Raw genomic sequence first — 16,529 nt, forward strand, 5'->3', positions numbered from 1 at the left:
CACTCCCCTCTTCATCAAAGTACACTATAGACTATGTCCGATAGCGCAACTTGCTTGGGCAGATCGAAAATTCTCCCGAGGAATGATTGGGTACAGGCATTCTTCTTATGCACTCATTTCCCGTTAAGTTGTGACCACTTCTGAGTCAACTCTGCAGGAATATAGGATGACATTTGCTTGATCAGTTCAGCCGGATCCGATTCCAGACTCCACAGACTGAGATGCGAGGTGTTAGAGAATCCCTCCTGTACACTATGTTCTACCATCTTCATCAGCGGTCCATAATATCCGTTGACATTCAATAAGCCAACAGGCTTACGATGAATGCCGATCTGTGCCCAGCACAGTACCTCGAATAGTTCTTCAAATGTACCCATACCTCCGGGAAGCGCAATGAAGCCATCGGATAATTCAGCCATCGTAGCCTTGCGTTCATGCATGGTTCCCACTTCAATCAGTTGTGTGAGCCCTCCATGAACAACCTCACCCCGGAATAATCCCGTAGGCATAACCCCGATTACTTCTCCCCCTTGCTCAAGAGCAGCATCGGCTACTGCACCCATCAGACCCATGCAAGAACCACCATAAACCAGCGCATACCCACTATTGGCAATCTGTTTGCCCAGTTGAACAGCCTTCTCTGTATAATCGGGGTGATTTCCCGGATTGGAGCCTGCAAAAACAGCTATACGTTTCAATGGATTTCACTCCTTCTCGTGATCTATCTTAATAGTATACAACATGAATGTTATGGGTATGTACAACAGGTTGACAGAACCCATGGACAAAAAAATACCCGACCGTTTGCAGCCGGCCGGGCTCCCATTTCAGTACACATCAATTTAGAAGGGGTTGTTACTACCTAATATACAGAACAAACATTAAATCCGTATGATTTTTGCATGAAATGAGTATTAAATCTTCGTATATCTAACGTATGCCACGGCGTGAACGTACGACAAACATATGCTTGTCTTTACGAAGAACCCGACCATCTGCAAGTTCAACCTGATCCTCGTCATGACGCAGAATCGTCGTGCATAACGCTACAATTTTGGCCCGGCGCCAGATCATAACCTGTGACTTGAAATAGATTGCATTTTCGAACTGAATCGCCTTTTTCATCACATATCCAACCTTGTGCACTTCAGAACGTGCTTTCTTTAAGGGAAGACTCTCTTCGGGAAGAGGTCTGATCATTGCGATATTGTCAAACGACACCTTAATTCGTTTCGGTCCGATCCGCACACATTCCGCTTCTTCATCCCACTCGACCAGCGTTCCCTTCAATGGCTCCCGTATGCCTGTTGCACGATATACCGCTACTTTTCGTCCTATCCAATGTCGCAATGTTCTCACCTCCATCTGTCTAGTTTTCAGGTATCTTCCAATCGATCGGTTCAATACCTTTGGAGGTCAAGAATTCATTGGCTTTGGAAAAGGGACGACTGCCGAGGAATCCGCGATGCGCAGCCAGTGGACTGGGATGTGTAGACTCCAGTACCAGGTGTTTGTCCCTGTTAATAAATGCACCTTTCTTCTGGGCATGACTGCCCCACAGCATAAAGACCATTGGCTCTGAACGTTCATTCAGCGCGCGAATGACAGCATCCGTAAACGTCTGCCAGCCCAATGCCTGATGCGAGTTCGGCTGACCTTCACGGACCGTGAGAACAGCATTTAATAACAGAACCCCCTGCTGAGCCCAGTGGACCAGAGATCCGTGATTCGGAATTGGCAGGCCCAGATCGGCCTGAAGTTCCTTGTATATATTTTTCAGAGAAGGAGGTACTCGTACCCCCGGTCTAACCGAAAAGCTTAATCCATGAGCCTGACCCGCACCGTGATAAGGGTCCTGACCAATAATAACGGCCTTAACCTGATGATATGGCGTCAGCTTCAGTGCGGAGAACAAGTCTTCTTTCGGCGGAAAGACCGTCTGCGTCTTGTACTCGGCGGCGAGGGTATAACGAATTTTGTTAAAATATTCGGCTTCCGTCTCTTCCTGTAGCACCTTGTCCCAATCGTTTCCAAACATATGTATAGGCTCCTTTCCCCTGATGAATGCAATTACGTGCAGCCCAACTACCGGGCTCTTCCTTCTGAGAGCCGCATGTCATGCAACTCATAGACTATCCACCATTTTAACATAACCGGGGACAGCAGACCAGAATCGTGCATCAGGGTATACGTTCACCTCAAATTAAACCTTGTTCTTGCTGCGTTCAGTATAATCATCCGAAAAAGTCACCTCGTTGTTGCAAGATGACTTTTTCGGATGACTTGATGACGTTACACTTGAACGGGCACCTCTTCAACTTCTTTTACAAGCACACTACTTATTCTCCGTAATCCTTCCTGAAGGACAGAACGCGGACAAGCCAGATTCAACCGAATACAGCCCTCACCATTCGCTACAAACATGTGACCATCTTCGAGCAATACACCCGCTTGCTCTGCGAAGAATAACGGTAAACTTACATTTTGGGGAGCATATGCCGAGATATCAATCCAGGCCAGATATGTGGCTTCCGGGATGTGAAAGACAGCCTGTGGCAGATGCTGCTTCACATACTCTTCCACGCAGGTGAAATTGGCGTCGAGATAACTTTTTAACTGTTTCAGCCATTCATCACCCGTTTCGTAAGCCGCTTGCGTAGCAGCAATGCTCAGTGGGTTTTTGAAACCATAATGGCGTGCCTGCCAGATGTCTCGAAGTGCCTTATTCGGAATGATGACGTTGGAGAACATCAGACCAGCCATGTTAAATGTTTTGCTCGGAGACATGCATGTAATGATTCGATCCGTATCCGGGAACAGCTTCGCAAGTGGCGTATGTCTTTTGCCAGTCCGCAGCAGATCACAGTGAATTTCATCCGAAATAATCCATACATTGTTCCTCAGACAGATCTCACCCACACGTTGTAACTCTTCCGTTGTCCAGACGCGTCCAGACGGATTATGGGGGTTGCAGAAAATACATACCCTTACCTTCTCATCCTTGGCCTTGGCTTCAAAATCCTCAAAATCAATCGAGTAACGCCCCTGCTCATTGTGCATATCTGAACATACCAGTTCAAGATCATTATGCTCCGCAGCTGACTTGAAGAAACCATAAGACGGGGTAACAATCAGTACTTTCTCATCCGATTGACAGATATACTCCACCAGTTCATACAAAGCGGGGATGATCCCGTTTGAGGTCTCCAAATGCTCCTTCGGGAAGGACCAGTCATAGTACCGTTTCATCCAATTCGAGACAGCTTCATAGTATGCCGGATCAAACACCTGGGAGTAACCCATAATTCTGCGGTCCAAACGTTCCTTCACTGCATCCAGAATCTCGGGAGGTGTGGCGAACTCCATATCTGCAATCCACATGCGAATGAAATCTTCGTCCTTAAATGGAAATGTCATATCTTCTGAAGCGTTAAAAATATATTGACGGAATCCATCCGTATTCATGGCATTTGTTCCTGTGCGATCTATAATCTCATCAAAGTCATATTTCATAGCTTCTGCTCCTCTGTCTGCTCAACTTTTCATTGTCGGTTCATGTCGTATGAGATCTATTATTCCATGACGTAGAAATTGCATCAAATGCAATACAATCTATCCTAACGAAACAAATAAAGTTTATTGTTTCCTCAGAATAGGTTTTTCGTCGAGAAAGTGATATATTTCTCATATAACATCATTTTTATGAATGACTTTCATCATTTTCACGTACTCTCAAGAAACATTGCCTAAGGAGAACCGGTTATGAACAATATCAATCAGGAAGTTGGCAAGAAAATACGAAACTTTCGGAAGTGGCGGGGACTGACCATCCAACAGCTGGCGGATCAGATCTTTAAGAGCAAGGGCACCCTGTCCAAATATGAGAGCGGAGATATTACACTTGATCTGGTGACGTTACATCATATTGCGAACGCGCTCAACATTCAGGTGGAGCAACTCTTGTACCAAGAGCCAAGACACGCTTCTCCCTTGATGAATGCGGTTCCGTCCAGCTTTTTCAAGAACTCCACCCGTTTCTATTCCTACTTCTATGACGGGCGTAACAACAGTCTCATTCGTTGCGTCATTGACATGATGGCTCAATCGGATGCCAACCGTTATCGCACCGTGATGTATATGAATGTGAAGGATTTTGAGAACTATCAAGAATGCGAGAATATGTACTGGGGCCACACCGAGCATTATGATACACTCACCACGCTAATTTTGAAAAATCAGGCCACGCCGCTGGAGAATCTATATATTAATATTCTGGCATCTTTTCAGGAATCGGAAAAAAAGTGGGGACTGATGGCTGGTGTCTCCTTCAGACCTTTCATGCCGATCGCGCTCAAAATGTTATTCTCCAGAACCCCGCTGCCTGAGAATCAGGAGTTGTATAATGAATTAAAAATCTCAAAGGAAGATCTGCGGACTTTAAAAATATACAACATGCTCGCTGTCACTTGAACAACGCAGCGCGTCACCCATTCTCATTATGGGTCGGCGACAGTTGCTCCACATTCCTCCTCATTAAAAAAGGCACTTCTATAAGCTGTTGAAACCAGCTCATAAAAGTGCCTTTCGCTTTGATGCCTATTGGTTCGGGGATAAGCGAGACTAACGTTTAGTTTTTGATTAAATCCAACGTTTCGTCAAACATTTGCTTCTGTTCCTCAATCTTGTTCTCATTACCGATCACGCAGCGCTGTTGCTGTTCAAGAATGGCCGATAAGAGCGCAGCAAAACCGATAATGTCGCTTTCCTTCGTGCTTAATACTTCGTCCCGCTCCTGTTGCAGATCCGCTTCAGTCACATTCGACAGATAACACTCCAGAGAGAATGCCCCTTCGCCATAAGGGGTTCTCGGCGTATCCAGATCCTGGATCGCACCAATAATATAACGTGTCATTTCCCGCTCGTCTGCCCGGAAATCGGTTAAATATTGCGGTATCTCTTCATATACTTTGTACGTTTTAGCGAGGTTCGGATCACGATACGATGCAACGTAGCTGTCTCCGTTCCGTCTGAAGCCTGACATACAGCCATAAGCTCCGCCTTTGGCGCGGATATTGGTCCACAAGTAATCCAAGGACAGGATGCCCTGTAAGACCCGTAACGAACCCGTGTATTGATATCCTTTGTCGATATAATTGCCCGTTTGCACCACGTACTGCACCTCTGACGGGGAACGGAATCCTTCCTTATGAGTAGCAGGTAGGAACGTAAACTCTTCCTTGCCAACCTCATGTGTGAACAGCTTCGCTTTCAGATCGGATACCTGTTGCTCCAGTCCTTCATATCCCTGCTCATCTGCAGTGTAACTAACAAGCAAGTTCTCCGGTCTGAAAATATATCCCGTCAACTCTTGCAGGCTGGAAGATAACTCTTCTTTTCTAGCCTCAAAGTTCGCCTGAAGATCCTCCAACCACTGGTAAAAGGCAATGCCACTTACCGCTTCTCTGAAATCCGCAACCGCTGAATGTTTGGACGAAGACCGTCCAATTCCCGCAGAATGTCCGCTGTTGATCAGATTACGTTGCAGATTACCTTTCATCTGAGAGATGATCTCATATAACCGCTTCGAATTATTGAATCGGGATGTGAAGACAATTTCCTGGATCATGTCAAAGGCAAATCCAAGCTTGTCATACAACACTTTTGCGTTGAACTCATAGGTAGCCTTGAATTCATTGTGCTTATGCGCGTTGGCATACGATCCAATCCCGCTATGAATACCGCCCGAATGGATATGAATCTCATTGGACAGTTCATTGAAGGAGTAGTTTTGAGTATCCACGTAACCCAGTACATTTTTCAGCAATCCTGCATACGGCAGCAGATGACGTGGCACTTCTTTGATATCGAACAGCAGTCTCAGATAACCAATCCCGTTCGTGTAGAGGTTATGATGCAGAATGGTTGTGCCGTCGACCTGATTCACCGTTTGATGCAACGTAGAAGCTTTGGGATCAATATCTTCAATCGATAACGTCGGAATAACCTGCTGCTGCTCTTTGGTTGAAGGTGTATTCTGATATTCGGCGAGTGCTTCCGTTTTCTGAATCAGTGTCTGAACTTCTTCCTCGCTAAGTCCGGCCTGAATGGTTTTCAGACGTGCTTTCAGCGCTTCTTCTTTACGTGAATTCAACCCTTTGTCCGGTGTCAGGGCTACGAAGGAAGTATGTGTGTTTTGCAATAAATACTTCTCAATTAGTTGCTCAAAGTAACCTTCGTTCATTTTTGTCCGCAGCTCAGCAAATACGTCATTGGCCTCCAGATGGGTGAAAGGTGCCTCTTCATCGTACAGCCAGCTTTGCAGGGAGGAGAATCCGTAGATCAGGCCCTTCGGCATTCTGCCATAGTCTGCTTCTCTGTGATTGAACTCATACGAGTTAATGCCTGCAAGGAGCGCCTTAGGATCGAAGCCTTCTTTCACCACACGCTCAAGCACTTCTTGGACCGTTCCCAGGAAATCCTCTTTGCTCTCCAGATTGCTCTTCTTCAGTCCCACCGTGAACACAGGCTGATACAGGCTGTCATCATACGAACCATAGACGTCCTTGGCAATTCCTTTATCCAGCAAAGCCTGTTTCAATACCGCTCCCGGGGCGTTCAGCAAGGCGTATAACAAAATCTGGAACGAAATGTTCAGTTCCTTGTCCAGACTTGTGCCAATCACCGCATTATAGGTCAAAAAGCTGTTATCCACTTCGGATTCCGTACTTCCCGCAGAGTAAGTCTTAACTGTGTCTACCCGTTCTGCAAAGGCAGGTTGAAGTTGAATGGCCGAATCAATCTCGATTCGATCATATGCACTCAGATAGTTCTCATCAAGCCATTGCAACTTCTCTTCCATATCCATATCCCCGTAGAGATAGATGTAACTGTTGGAAGGATGATAGTATCTCGTGTGGAAATCCAGCAGCCCCTGATAAGTTAAATCCAGAATCGCTTCCGGGAATCCGCCAGACTCGGAGGAATATGTAGTATCCGGGAAAAGGGAGTTCAGCACTTCTCTGCGCACCATACGTTCCGGTGAAGAAAAGGCACCCTTCATCTCGTTATATACAACTCCGTTGTAAGTTAACTCATCATCGGCCGAGGTCAGGTTATAGTTCCAGCCCTCTTGCAAAAATATCTTTTCATTCTCATAAATATTTGTATTCAATACCGCGTCCAGATAAATATCCATCAGATTATGGAAGTCATGATCATTACGACTCGCGATCGGGTAGATCGTCTTATCGGGATACGTCATGGCGTTAAGGAATGTATTCAATGAACCTTTCAGCAACTCAACAAAAGAATCCTTGGCCGGAAATTTCTTGGACCCACAGAGCACGGAGTGTTCGAGGATATGGGCTACCCCTGTATCATCTTCCGGGGGTGTGCGGAAACCGATACTGAATACTTTGTTATCGTCCTGATTGGACAAAAGTACGATTTTGGCTCCGGATTTCTGGTGCTCCAACAGATACGCATCCGATTTCAGTTCTTCAATTCTGCGCTCCTGTAACACCTTGTATGGCTTAAGCTGTTTCAACATAAACTTGAGTCCTCCGTCCATAAGATTGTTTTATTGGTTTTGTGACTCTACATAAGTTCAACTATGGTTATTTACACAGGCACTCCGATGACAGAACAACCTTCCGTCCTCTCCGTTACCGTGTAAATGTGTAGTTGAACTTATATCGTTCAGCAAGGTAAAGGTAATATATGCCTATGGATAGTATACACCATTGTTCCGTCTCTTCATAAAAGTCAGATAAATGTACCTTCTGATATGTATTATGCAGTGTTTATGTTTATGAACTGCATGGTGAAGTGGTCAGCTATGATATCACATTCATATTAAAGAACACAAAAAAAAAGCTCGCATGCAGCTTGGTTAACAAGCGTCATGCGAGCTTTCTTTTTAAGATGCCGAGGACCGGGATCGAACCGGTACGGTAGTCACCTACCGCAGGATTTTAAGTCCTGTGCGTCTGCCAATTCCGCCACCCCGGCAGGATTATGTATTTCTTGGCGACAAGAAATATCTTACCATGAACTAATTAACTTTGCAACACCTTTTTATAAAATAATCTAACTATATAAGTTTAACTAAGGGTTTACACGATAACGGAGAGGACAGAAAAAACTGAAAAAGCGAAGCGTTCGCCTTTATCACCGGATTTCCCCTTTCAAAAGGGAATCGAAAAAATCTGGGGATAACAGCGATTAGAAGGTAATTCTGTCATCGTAGTGTCAGTGTAAATAATCTTTAGTTCAACTTATAAAAAATGAAACAGGCACTGTAAGCGTCAGCTCACAGTGCCTAGAAAGTCCGAGTTGCGGTCCCGGACTTCCGGTAAACCAATCTATATTAAGGGAGGTGTGAGATAAGAATACCTCCCCAACATTAAAGAAACCTAAAATCAGCCTTAAATTAAACTAAAAAAGTAAAATCGGTCGAACACGGGCCGCCTCTTCCTCACTGCACTCCACAATAACCAAGATATGGTCCTTTAACAGCCAATCTTCATAATACCGTGCGTCTTCTTCCGAGATCCCCGCTTCAGTCAGTGTAAGCACCAAATCATCGGTCTCACTCCCAATCTCATTACCAGCGAGCCTGCGTACTGCTTTTCCGATCGACATCGTCTGATCCATCCGTTTCCCCAGACCAGCCAATATCCCTTTTAGCGCGCCAAAGGCACCATCCGTTCCTGCACCTTTTAATGGCTTGGGCAGCCCCGTCTTCTCGCTCACCAGCTCGAGATTAAGCTGTTCCTTCGCCACGGCTCCCAGATATTTATCCTTAATACCTTGCTCTTTAGCCTTATTCAGCATAATTATAGCCTCGTTCTCGGTACGGGCCAGCCCAATAATCAATTGTGTCATTCCGTTCCCCTCCTTTTACCCTAATATAACCCCGTAATGACCATTCAAAAACGGATAATCCACAGCTAAGACAAATCACCTATGAGATTACTTATTTCTCTTCTGGAAATCTATACCTAGTTCTGATAGACTAGATAAAGAAGACAAATTAACCATTGAAAACATTGACATATGGATTTAACATCTCATAATCAGGAGCAATGACTTATGAAAAAAGAGGTAGAAATTGCCATCCGGCGCAAACAACAGATCACGGTTCGTAATACAAGCGGTCAGACGGTAACCGGTTATCCCGAGCGAACCGCTGATACATCCATTCTCTCCTTACGTACCGTTCACGGAAGTCTGTGGATACCGTTTGATGAGGTTGAACATGTTACACGTCTGTTAAGCATCCGGTCTCATCATTTAAGTGGAATGCAACTCGTATAGTCGGATCTGTAATCCTAGAAACTCAGTTCCCGTATAGATACGTTAATTAAATCTATTTATGCCAGCACATCATACCAAAAAACCAGACGCATGCACGTCTGGTTTTTCTCTTTTTGTTACTTCACTACAAACTTCACTCGCGTTCCATCCGGATATGTACTTAACTGATTCCCTACCCATGAACCTGCACCACGATTATCCTTCGGGGTAATGTATTGGATATCTGCACCTGTGCCACCCTCAGCGCACATCGCCATAGGCCACTCGTCACGATCCTTACCTTTTTTGACCGGAACACCCTTGAGTGATAGATCCCGATTGGCCTCAGCTCCACTACGATCAATGGTGCATACATCCGAATGCCCTGCCTTAATGGCAGCTTTAATATGATTGGCTGTTTCGGGATAGCGCTCAGAAGGAAACGTAATGGTATGGTCTACACTCTTATTAACCCCTCCGAATGGATTAGGTATCTCCTCCGGCCATTCTCCCCCCGCCCAGGCGTAGAGGGCTACCAGCAGCATCGCTACCAGTGTCAGTAACTGCTTTTTGAAGCCTTGTTTACCTTTTCGTTTTCGTCCAGTGCGTCTCTTACTCATGCTGTGTCTCCCCCATTCAACATTAGCATTATAACAGAACGCCCGTTCGCAAAACAATAAAACAAATAAAAAAACAGCCGAGACCACCCGGCTGTCCTGCTTGTTTGATTATCCTACATTGGGAATGGCCTGTTGGCGCAGTAAAGGCAGTGTCACCTCAAACTGTGTACCTATTCCCTCGGTACTCTCTACTGTAATCTGGCCATTCATCAGTTCCAGCAGTTCTTTGCAGATGGTCAGCCCCAGCCCACTTCCGCCAAATCGACGCGCATGGGAGATGTCCGTCTGGGTAAATGCATCAAACAATTGTTCAATCTGATGCTGAGGAATGCCAATTCCCGTATCACGCACAGAGAATACCAAAACTATGGTATCCATGATTTGTTTCCTCACATCCACCTGTAACTGCACTTCACCTTGTTCCGTGAACTTGATCGCATTACTCAGCAAATTATCCAGTACCTGCCGAAGTCTTAGCGGGTCACCGATAAGCACATCGGGAACATTCAGATCAGCATGACAGAGCAAACGTATGTGTTTATTCCGCGCTGCAGGCTCATGTGTCTTTACAATCTGTTGAATCAGCTTCAACGGTTGAAACTCAATGTTTTCGACATCCATTTTGCCTCTGCCCAGTTTCGCCATATCCAGGCTATTGTTAACGATGTTAAGCAACGCCTCACTCGATTGACGTGCAAGCTCCAGATATTCTCTCTGCTCATCCGTAATTTCACCCATACTGGCAAGTTCGATCATTCCCATAATGCCGTTGAGCGGGGTACGAAGCTCGTGATTCAGCTTTCCGATGAATTCCAATTGCCCTCTGCTGTTCATCTCAGCCATGGAAGTTGCGAATTTTAACTGTTGTTCGGCATACTTCCGTTCTGAGATATCATATTGAATGCCTACAAAATATAAACACTCTCCAGATTCATTAAAGATCGGATCAATATTCAGTTCGTTCCAGAACTTCTGGCCACTTTTTGTATAATTTAAGATATCAATCTTAATGGACTGTTGTTTCTTTAATGCATCACGAATCTGCATTACTGTTTCGGGGTCTGTGTCCTGTCCTTGCAAGAATCGGCAATTCTGTCCTACAGACTCTTCATACGTGTATCCTGTCAGCCGGGTAAAGTGTTCGTTTACATACATGAGCGGAAGCTCAGGCAAGGTAGCATCGACCACGGTCACGGAGGATTTCACTTTCGAGATGATAAATTCCCACTGTAATGGGAGTTGATTATGTTGGCTCATGCCTTCCTCCTTCATCTCACACACGTTAATGTTTATATAGTCTGTATTCGTACATTATATGGAGATACAACTAACCAAATGGTATGTGTTGATATTGGAACAATATATTTTAATTGTAACACAGTTATTCAAGTCGTGTGGTTTATGGGTAATAGTTGATAACTAACATTCGACATTAACCTATCTGTCATCAGGAGGAATACGCATGAAATTTCTGTTAATCATCATCATTATTATTTTGATCGTAGTCTTTTTTACCAGACGTAAACGTTAAGATGAGATTGTTATGTAAGTAAGAAAGGAAGATGGGTATGAGAACCCTCTTTTTTATATTCATGGTACTCTGTATCATCAATTTCTGTTTCCCAAAATTCGGATGGTATCTGCGCTATGGCTGGATTTTCCGCGGTGAGGCCGAACCCAGCAGGCCTTATATGACGATGGTAAGAACGACCAGCCTGCTGATGTTACTTATCGCCTTCACACTCACTATGGCATGAACGTTAACCATTAGAAGATGACTGCCCTGTTGGGCAGTTTCTTTTTTTGTGCTGAAATGACGGGAAAATGATAAATTTGTTTGTGGTGTAATGATGACAATGCCCGTAATATAGATATATCGTTTCGGAAAGGACATCACTGGCATGAACATCGCATTTTATCCGTATTGGGCCGCCAAAACGCTGCTCTCGCTTATTAATGTCATATATATCATGGTCATTACTACGTTGATTTACAGTCACACTGGATCGGTACTCTATGCTGCAATGTTTCCACTAATTCAGATCATTACACATATAACAGCAGGTTTCACTTTGCCATTACTTGTGAACCATTTCCCATTCTCCAAACTATTGATCCGCATTTCCATAGCCAAAACATTCATCATGACCTGTGTAGCCATTTCATTGAGTCACTTAATTTCACAGCTACCGCTTCTATTGATCGGCATGGCCGTACTATCCTTTTTGAATGGATGGGAATCCCTGTTACTGAATGCTTTGACACCACAATTGGTTCAGGGAGAAGATCTTGCAAAAGCCAATAGCCTCCTCACTTTCTCCAACCAGACTGTAACCATTGTCGGTTACGCCATGACGGGATTCGCCGTGATGAACTGGGGGGCGTCACAGACTTTCTGGGCAGCTACAAGCCTGTCCTGGGCCGTTCTAATTTTCCTAATTACCCTTGGCTCGCTCACACGCGGTATAGAACAATCCCAGGAATCTGATGTACCGCGTCACGAATGGAGGGAAGGCTGGAGTATGCTCCGGAAGAATCCAACATTACGACTGATCACGCTTATGGACATTGCCCAGGCACTTGCGGGTTCGATCTGGATTGGAGCTATAACGCTGGCCTTTGCAAAAGAAGTTCTGGCACGAGGAGAAGGCTGGTGGGGACTTATGAACTCGAGTTACGCTGTTGGAACCATGCTTGGAGGTATGCTGGCTCTTGCACTGGCCAAACGGATTCGGAAGCATTTAATCGCTAGCATGACCATGGGTTCTCTTCTCTTGAGCATGCTGACCATCGTTTATGGTATAAACAACCTGCCATGGCTCGCTCTGGTGTTATGCATTATCATGGGTCCAGTTCATCAGATTCGTAATCTGGCTCAGCAGACAGCGCTTCAGAACAGTGTACCTGTCGAATCTCTAACCCAGGGATACGCCACACATGGCGTCCTGATCTCCACGGTTACGAGTGTGTCCATAGTCATCTTTGGTCTAGCCGCTGATCAGCTGGGCGTTCAATGGGTGTACCTCATTGGTGGAGCCTTATTTCTCGCGTCTGCAATATGCTCATTATTACTCGGCACGGTTCACAGGAGCCAGCCCATTGCTAAACATACGAAAAATATGTAAATCAAAAAGACGAGCATCCTCTGCTCGTCCCATACAATCTCAATCCAATCGATAATCTGTCAGCGGCTTGCCTTGTTTATAGTACAAGGTGGGTGACAATATGTTGAAGAAAATATGTACATCCGGCATGTACGCTTCCTCCAGAATAGCCTGCAACGACGATGCAATCCGGTTATGAACCTCCTGATCACGTTGAAACATCAAAATCTCTATAGAAGCCGGAGAAGGTGTTAGCGCTTGTACATCATGACGCTCTGCCTTCATTCTCTCCCGTGGAATATGAGTAATAAGGGCCATCTGCTCTGTAATTTGCGGTACAACTTCCTCTAGTTGAGGACCTGTAAATCCTTTAAAGCGAATAAACGGCATTGCTATCCCTTCAATCTCTGTTAATAGTCTCTTATGTGATTTTAAGCACATTGTTTTCAGTTGTCAAATGTCATCGATGACATATGTTGTTTCTTATTTATAGGAAAAGCCCCGCTGAAGTCTCAGCGGAGCCACTCTTTGCACGTTACTATACGTGACTTACAGCCAGAAAGATTTTGTGATGATCACGAGCAGGATGAAAAGCACGAGAATCGCACTTGTAGAAGTCCATCCACCGAATCCACCAACATTGCCACAACCGTATCCAACTTGACTCATTTGATTGGCCTCCTTTGAATTTCAAGGTATGCCATAACATATGCGTATTCTGTGCAAGTGACCGGGCGAATCGGCAAGTTCAACAGCCCATTCATCTTGGATTCATACCCTTTATTTTAACTGGATGGGGCGATGGAGATTTTCAATTGTTTTTCTTCTGATTCCTTAGATGAAGGCTCCGTAATTCCTCTGTCTAGAAGGATTGTACGAGTACGTGTATCACTTCGGGATGCCAGAGCAACCTCGCCATCAGGTGTTATACAATAGGAAATTGGAATGGAGATCTCGCTGTCGCGGTAGGAACCATCCGCATGGCTTGTCCCCATGACAATACAATGCTGCTGCATGGCGATCTTACTCGCCTCTTCAACCCACTCACTGTACTGCTCTTCACTGAACATCCCCACACCAATGGAATGCATCACAATATACACATTTCCTATACTCTCGTTGGAAAATCCTTGCAGGACAAGCTCATCACACAACAACGTGCTTATTTTCCACCCCTGTTCCACGATCGTCTCAGCAGGTGTATATTTAGCTTTCTCCAATACAATCTCTCCAGCTTTACTGATGATGATCGATCGGTCCTTCGGACGTTCTTGCAACCTGCGATGACCTGATACAATCATGGTTCCGTATTCAGCCGCCAAGCGGCAAGCGTCTTCGACATTCTGGTTGAGATAACCTTCAGGATAGAATATTATATCCGCATCTGGGTGTTGCTTAAGTTCGGCTTCAAGCTGCAGCAGATGCTGTTCCAGCCTGGGTTGTCCAATGATAATTTTCATTCGGTATCCCCCGTTCAATAATAAAAACCGGTTCATACCTGAATAAGGTACGAAACCGGCTTAAAGGTTGTACGAGCAGTATTCATGCGCATCGTATTTGCTTCAAGAGTAATTGATTCTCATGTTATTGTTCGATAAACCAATTACCTTTACAGTTCAGTGCTATGTAGTTAGGCATTTCTACGTTCAATACTATCATATATAGCCTGCCCATCATAGCTTCGATCTGTACCGATGTCTTTCACAAAGAGGGCGCTGCCTGCGGCACTATTCGCATTAACAGACAGCACGCTAAACGCACCCACAATCCACATTAATGGATATAATGCAACGGATAAGGCTTTTTTCATACTTTTGTCTCCTTTTCTGTTGAAATAGTTAATTGGTTGAATATCCCATTAATACGATTACAACCCAATTAGGTTTCAATTTTATATACAACCATCCCTATTTCTATACATATAGGAGACAAGACTACAATGCTCCGTTCAGATTAACTCAAAACTCTGGAGCAACGCTGCCGCCTCTTCATGTTCCGGTTCCAGAGCGAGCACTTGATGGGTATAGGAAAGTGTTTCTTCTTCCAGTTCAAGTTCATAACAGCACACGGCCAAGTCGTACAAGACGGCTGGATTATGGTTACTTGGATCTGCAACCAATGATATCTCCAGAAACCGTTTCGCATCCTCATACATATACATTTCATATAATAGCTGCCCTGCCAGAAATGCAAGCCCCCCTTGCTGTTCCATCACATAATAGGACGACCACATCGTATGAATACCTGACTGAATATCGAGCATTTCCTCATCACTTGCATCAGGAAGAAGACTGGAGATGTGCGTCGCACTATGGATTAAGAACTCAGCGTCATATCCACCCAAACGCCAGAACGGCAATATATGTTTCAACTCCATAGTCTCTATTTGAGAGTCTACCCATTGTTTCATGCTAAAAAAGTCATCCGGTCCGAAACGTTCCACAAATCGATGATAGGCCAGACGTGTGTTCACGAAACTGATTGGTTCATCCACCATCAACATGCACCCGACATTCAGATCTTTATAATGATGTGTTGTGAATCGAGTATGTGCTCCCTGTTGTTCCAAAACATATTGAATCGCATGGTAGTTGGCTGTCAAAGAAAAACTTCCATGAAGAACGAATTCAGGTGGCTCTGCGAACTTCCAGTTATCCAGACGATGATCCCCTTTATCAGCAGTAATCAACACATAACCTGACTGCGACAACTTGTTTAACCGTTCAAGACAGGACAAGCCAATTGCGGGAAAAAGGATGTGCGAGTCCTCCAGCTCCTCTTTGTACAATGTGATAAGGCTCTTGTATGGATAGTTATCTGCACTGTATTCAGGCGCCCGGCGATACTCATAACTGAGTGTCATGTTCTTCAACATCTCAGCGGGATCCAGATCATGACGACGATCAGGAGACTGAACGAGCAGATCACACTCATATATCTCGCCAGACCCAATATAGATTAGTTCCTGCGGAATGCTGTCAAAAAAGTAATTGGCAATCAGCAACAACGGTTGTTTCAGATCACCGGGCCGTATAACCGTGCCTGCGACGACCAGATTTAATTCTGTATCCTTTACAGCGTCAAAACGTGCAAAATCCACTATGCCTTGTTGAATAAAGGATTGCATGGATGGATGCTCTTGCCAACCGAGCACATTCTCCGCTACAAGATCGGTCATTACATATCTGAAAGGTGGTAACTGTATTCCCGCAAATTGTTTGAGTTCCAGCAGCTTCAAGAGAATTTGATGCGCCAAACGCCCGACTCCTGCCCCAAGTTCCAGAATGGTGACGGTCTCGGTGATCTGTCCCTTGTTCGCGAGATCCTGAAGAAATCCAAAAATCATCTCTGCATACGCCGTGGCAATCATCGGATTACTGGTAATATATTGTGGGACTTGATTCTCTGTCCAAGCTTGCAAGCCCTTCTGTTCATAATAGGCTCTCTGCCAATCCCAGACCGGAGCTTCACTGTAACGAAAACGTTGACTTTCATTTGACGTCATTAA

17 protein-coding genes and 1 tRNA gene are annotated in these 16,529 nt (G+C 44.8%); 4 read left to right on the forward strand and 14 right to left on the reverse strand.

Going from position 1 to position 16,529, the window contains the following annotated elements; all coding sequences use genetic code 11:
* Nucleotides 1-113: 113 nt before the first annotated feature.
* The 4 genes from NLBNIHML_RS07870 to NLBNIHML_RS07885 all read right to left on the reverse strand — a co-directional run bounded on the left by NLBNIHML_RS07870 (nucleotide 114) and on the right by NLBNIHML_RS07885 (nucleotide 3,513).
* The gene (locus tag NLBNIHML_RS07870; protein WP_339256375.1) at nucleotides 114-698 is read right to left on the reverse strand and encodes an LOG family protein; all 585 of its coding nucleotides are present in this window, start codon (nucleotides 696-698) and stop codon (nucleotides 114-116) included.
* A 232-nt stretch (nucleotides 699-930) separates the two neighbouring features.
* Nucleotides 931-1,350, reverse strand: coding sequence for a hypothetical protein (locus NLBNIHML_RS07875; RefSeq protein ID WP_315937091.1), 420 nt, complete (start codon nucleotides 1,348-1,350; stop codon nucleotides 931-933).
* A 19-nt stretch (nucleotides 1,351-1,369) separates the two neighbouring features.
* Nucleotides 1,370-2,038 carry a uracil-DNA glycosylase gene (gene ung, locus NLBNIHML_RS07880; RefSeq protein WP_339235817.1) on the reverse strand — a complete coding sequence of 223 codons (669 nt, stop codon included), beginning with the start codon at nucleotides 2,036-2,038 and terminating at the stop codon, nucleotides 1,370-1,372.
* A 254-nt stretch (nucleotides 2,039-2,292) separates the two neighbouring features.
* The gene (locus NLBNIHML_RS07885) at nucleotides 2,293-3,513 is read right to left on the reverse strand and encodes a MalY/PatB family protein (RefSeq protein ID WP_494354126.1); all 1,221 of its coding nucleotides are present in this window, start codon (nucleotides 3,511-3,513) and stop codon (nucleotides 2,293-2,295) included.
* Nucleotides 3,514-3,762: 249 nt separating this feature from the next.
* Between NLBNIHML_RS07885 and NLBNIHML_RS07890 the strand changes: the two genes are divergently transcribed.
* Complete coding sequence (locus tag NLBNIHML_RS07890; RefSeq protein ID WP_017687366.1) at nucleotides 3,763-4,470, forward strand: helix-turn-helix domain-containing protein; 708 nt, start codon at nucleotides 3,763-3,765, stop codon at nucleotides 4,468-4,470.
* Nucleotides 4,471-4,627: 157 nt separating this feature from the next.
* On the opposite strand, the gene NLBNIHML_RS07895 is transcribed toward NLBNIHML_RS07890, so the two are convergent.
* From NLBNIHML_RS07895 to NLBNIHML_RS07905, 3 genes are all read right to left on the reverse strand, one after another.
* Nucleotides 4,628-7,549, reverse strand: coding sequence for an insulinase family protein (locus NLBNIHML_RS07895; RefSeq protein WP_494354127.1), 2,922 nt, complete (start codon nucleotides 7,547-7,549; stop codon nucleotides 4,628-4,630).
* Between the two features lie 375 nt (nucleotides 7,550-7,924).
* Nucleotides 7,925-8,010: transfer RNA gene (locus NLBNIHML_RS07900), tRNA-Leu, on the reverse strand.
* Nucleotides 8,011-8,436: 426 nt separating this feature from the next.
* Nucleotides 8,437-8,886, reverse strand: coding sequence for a hypothetical protein (locus NLBNIHML_RS07905; protein WP_339235826.1), 450 nt, complete (start codon nucleotides 8,884-8,886; stop codon nucleotides 8,437-8,439).
* A gap of 207 nt (nucleotides 8,887-9,093) precedes the next feature.
* On the opposite strand from NLBNIHML_RS07905, the gene NLBNIHML_RS07910 reads away from it, so the two are divergent.
* Nucleotides 9,094-9,318 carry a hypothetical protein gene (locus NLBNIHML_RS07910; RefSeq protein ID WP_339235828.1) on the forward strand — a complete coding sequence of 75 codons (225 nt, stop codon included), beginning with the start codon at nucleotides 9,094-9,096 and terminating at the stop codon, nucleotides 9,316-9,318.
* A gap of 116 nt (nucleotides 9,319-9,434) precedes the next feature.
* Here NLBNIHML_RS07910 and NLBNIHML_RS07915 read toward each other — a convergent pair whose 3' ends face one another.
* A complete protein-coding gene (locus NLBNIHML_RS07915; RefSeq protein ID WP_494354128.1) occupies nucleotides 9,435-9,917 on the reverse strand; it encodes a NucA/NucB deoxyribonuclease domain-containing protein in 483 nt (160 codons plus the stop codon).
* Between the two features lie 108 nt (nucleotides 9,918-10,025).
* Nucleotides 10,026-11,174, reverse strand: coding sequence for a sensor histidine kinase (locus tag NLBNIHML_RS07920; protein ID WP_339235832.1), 1,149 nt, complete (start codon nucleotides 11,172-11,174; stop codon nucleotides 10,026-10,028).
* 335 nt (nucleotides 11,175-11,509) lie between these two features.
* On the opposite strand from NLBNIHML_RS07920, the gene NLBNIHML_RS07925 reads away from it, so the two are divergent.
* Nucleotides 11,510-11,674, forward strand: coding sequence for a DUF6199 family natural product biosynthesis protein (locus NLBNIHML_RS07925; RefSeq protein ID WP_494354681.1), 165 nt, complete (start codon nucleotides 11,510-11,512; stop codon nucleotides 11,672-11,674).
* 144 nt (nucleotides 11,675-11,818) lie between these two features.
* Complete coding sequence (locus NLBNIHML_RS07930; RefSeq protein ID WP_494354129.1) at nucleotides 11,819-13,042, forward strand: MFS transporter; 1,224 nt, start codon at nucleotides 11,819-11,821, stop codon at nucleotides 13,040-13,042.
* A gap of 39 nt (nucleotides 13,043-13,081) precedes the next feature.
* Here NLBNIHML_RS07930 and NLBNIHML_RS07935 read toward each other — a convergent pair whose 3' ends face one another.
* The 5 genes from NLBNIHML_RS07935 to NLBNIHML_RS07955 all read right to left on the reverse strand — a co-directional run bounded on the left by NLBNIHML_RS07935 (nucleotide 13,082) and on the right by NLBNIHML_RS07955 (nucleotide 16,526).
* Entirely contained in the window at nucleotides 13,082-13,411 is a 330-nt protein-coding gene (locus NLBNIHML_RS07935; protein ID WP_339235837.1) for a DUF1904 family protein, read from the reverse strand.
* 159 nt (nucleotides 13,412-13,570) lie between these two features.
* Nucleotides 13,571-13,690: a YjcZ family sporulation protein gene (locus NLBNIHML_RS07940; protein WP_253439256.1), complete on the reverse strand. Its 120-nt coding sequence runs from the start codon at nucleotides 13,688-13,690 to the stop codon at nucleotides 13,571-13,573.
* 116 nt (nucleotides 13,691-13,806) lie between these two features.
* Nucleotides 13,807-14,481 (reverse strand): hypothetical protein, encoded by a 675-nt coding sequence (locus NLBNIHML_RS07945; protein WP_494354130.1) that lies wholly within the window; start codon nucleotides 14,479-14,481, stop codon nucleotides 13,807-13,809.
* A gap of 170 nt (nucleotides 14,482-14,651) precedes the next feature.
* Nucleotides 14,652-14,831: a hypothetical protein gene (locus tag NLBNIHML_RS07950; protein WP_339235841.1), complete on the reverse strand. Its 180-nt coding sequence runs from the start codon at nucleotides 14,829-14,831 to the stop codon at nucleotides 14,652-14,654.
* 138 nt (nucleotides 14,832-14,969) lie between these two features.
* Nucleotides 14,970-16,526 (reverse strand): tetratricopeptide repeat protein, encoded by a 1,557-nt coding sequence (locus NLBNIHML_RS07955; RefSeq protein WP_494354131.1) that lies wholly within the window; start codon nucleotides 16,524-16,526, stop codon nucleotides 14,970-14,972.
* Between the last annotated feature and the right edge of the window lie 3 nt (nucleotides 16,527-16,529).

It is taken from the genome of Paenibacillus sp. JNU01 (genome assembly GCF_059130585.1).

Bases quoted from the DNA above. Each gene is read 5' to 3' on its own strand.
- NLBNIHML_RS07925 (WP_494354681.1), top strand. From the start codon at position 11,510: ATGGTACTCTGTATCATCAATTTCTGTTTCCCAAAATTCGGATGGTAT.
- NLBNIHML_RS07940 (WP_253439256.1), bottom strand. From the start codon at position 13,690: ATGAGTCAAGTTGGATACGGTTGTGGCAATGTTGGTGGATTCGGTGGA.
- NLBNIHML_RS07910 (WP_339235828.1), top strand. From the start codon at position 9,094: ATGAAAAAAGAGGTAGAAATTGCCATCCGGCGCAAACAACAGATCACG.
- NLBNIHML_RS07935 (WP_339235837.1), bottom strand. From the start codon at position 13,411: ATGCCGTTTATTCGCTTTAAAGGATTTACAGGTCCTCAACTAGAGGAA.
- NLBNIHML_RS07920 (WP_339235832.1), bottom strand. From the start codon at position 11,174: ATGAGCCAACATAATCAACTCCCATTACAGTGGGAATTTATCATCTCG.
- NLBNIHML_RS07895 (WP_494354127.1), bottom strand. From the start codon at position 7,549: ATGTTGAAACAGCTTAAGCCATACAAGGTGTTACAGGAGCGCAGAATT.
- NLBNIHML_RS07905 (WP_339235826.1), bottom strand. From the start codon at position 8,886: ATGACACAATTGATTATTGGGCTGGCCCGTACCGAGAACGAGGCTATA.
- ung (WP_339235817.1), bottom strand. From the start codon at position 2,038: ATGTTTGGAAACGATTGGGACAAGGTGCTACAGGAAGAGACGGAAGCC.
- NLBNIHML_RS07890 (WP_017687366.1), top strand. From the start codon at position 3,763: ATGAACAATATCAATCAGGAAGTTGGCAAGAAAATACGAAACTTTCGG.
- NLBNIHML_RS07930 (WP_494354129.1), top strand. From the start codon at position 11,819: ATGAACATCGCATTTTATCCGTATTGGGCCGCCAAAACGCTGCTCTCG.
- NLBNIHML_RS07885 (WP_494354126.1), bottom strand. From the start codon at position 3,513: ATGAAATATGACTTTGATGAGATTATAGATCGCACAGGAACAAATGCC.
- NLBNIHML_RS07955 (WP_494354131.1), bottom strand. From the start codon at position 16,526: ATGACGTCAAATGAAAGTCAACGTTTTCGTTACAGTGAAGCTCCGGTC.
- NLBNIHML_RS07915 (WP_494354128.1), bottom strand. From the start codon at position 9,917: ATGAGTAAGAGACGCACTGGACGAAAACGAAAAGGTAAACAAGGCTTC.
- NLBNIHML_RS07945 (WP_494354130.1), bottom strand. From the start codon at position 14,481: ATGAAAATTATCATTGGACAACCCAGGCTGGAACAGCATCTGCTGCAG.
- NLBNIHML_RS07950 (WP_339235841.1), bottom strand. From the start codon at position 14,831: ATGAAAAAAGCCTTATCCGTTGCATTATATCCATTAATGTGGATTGTG.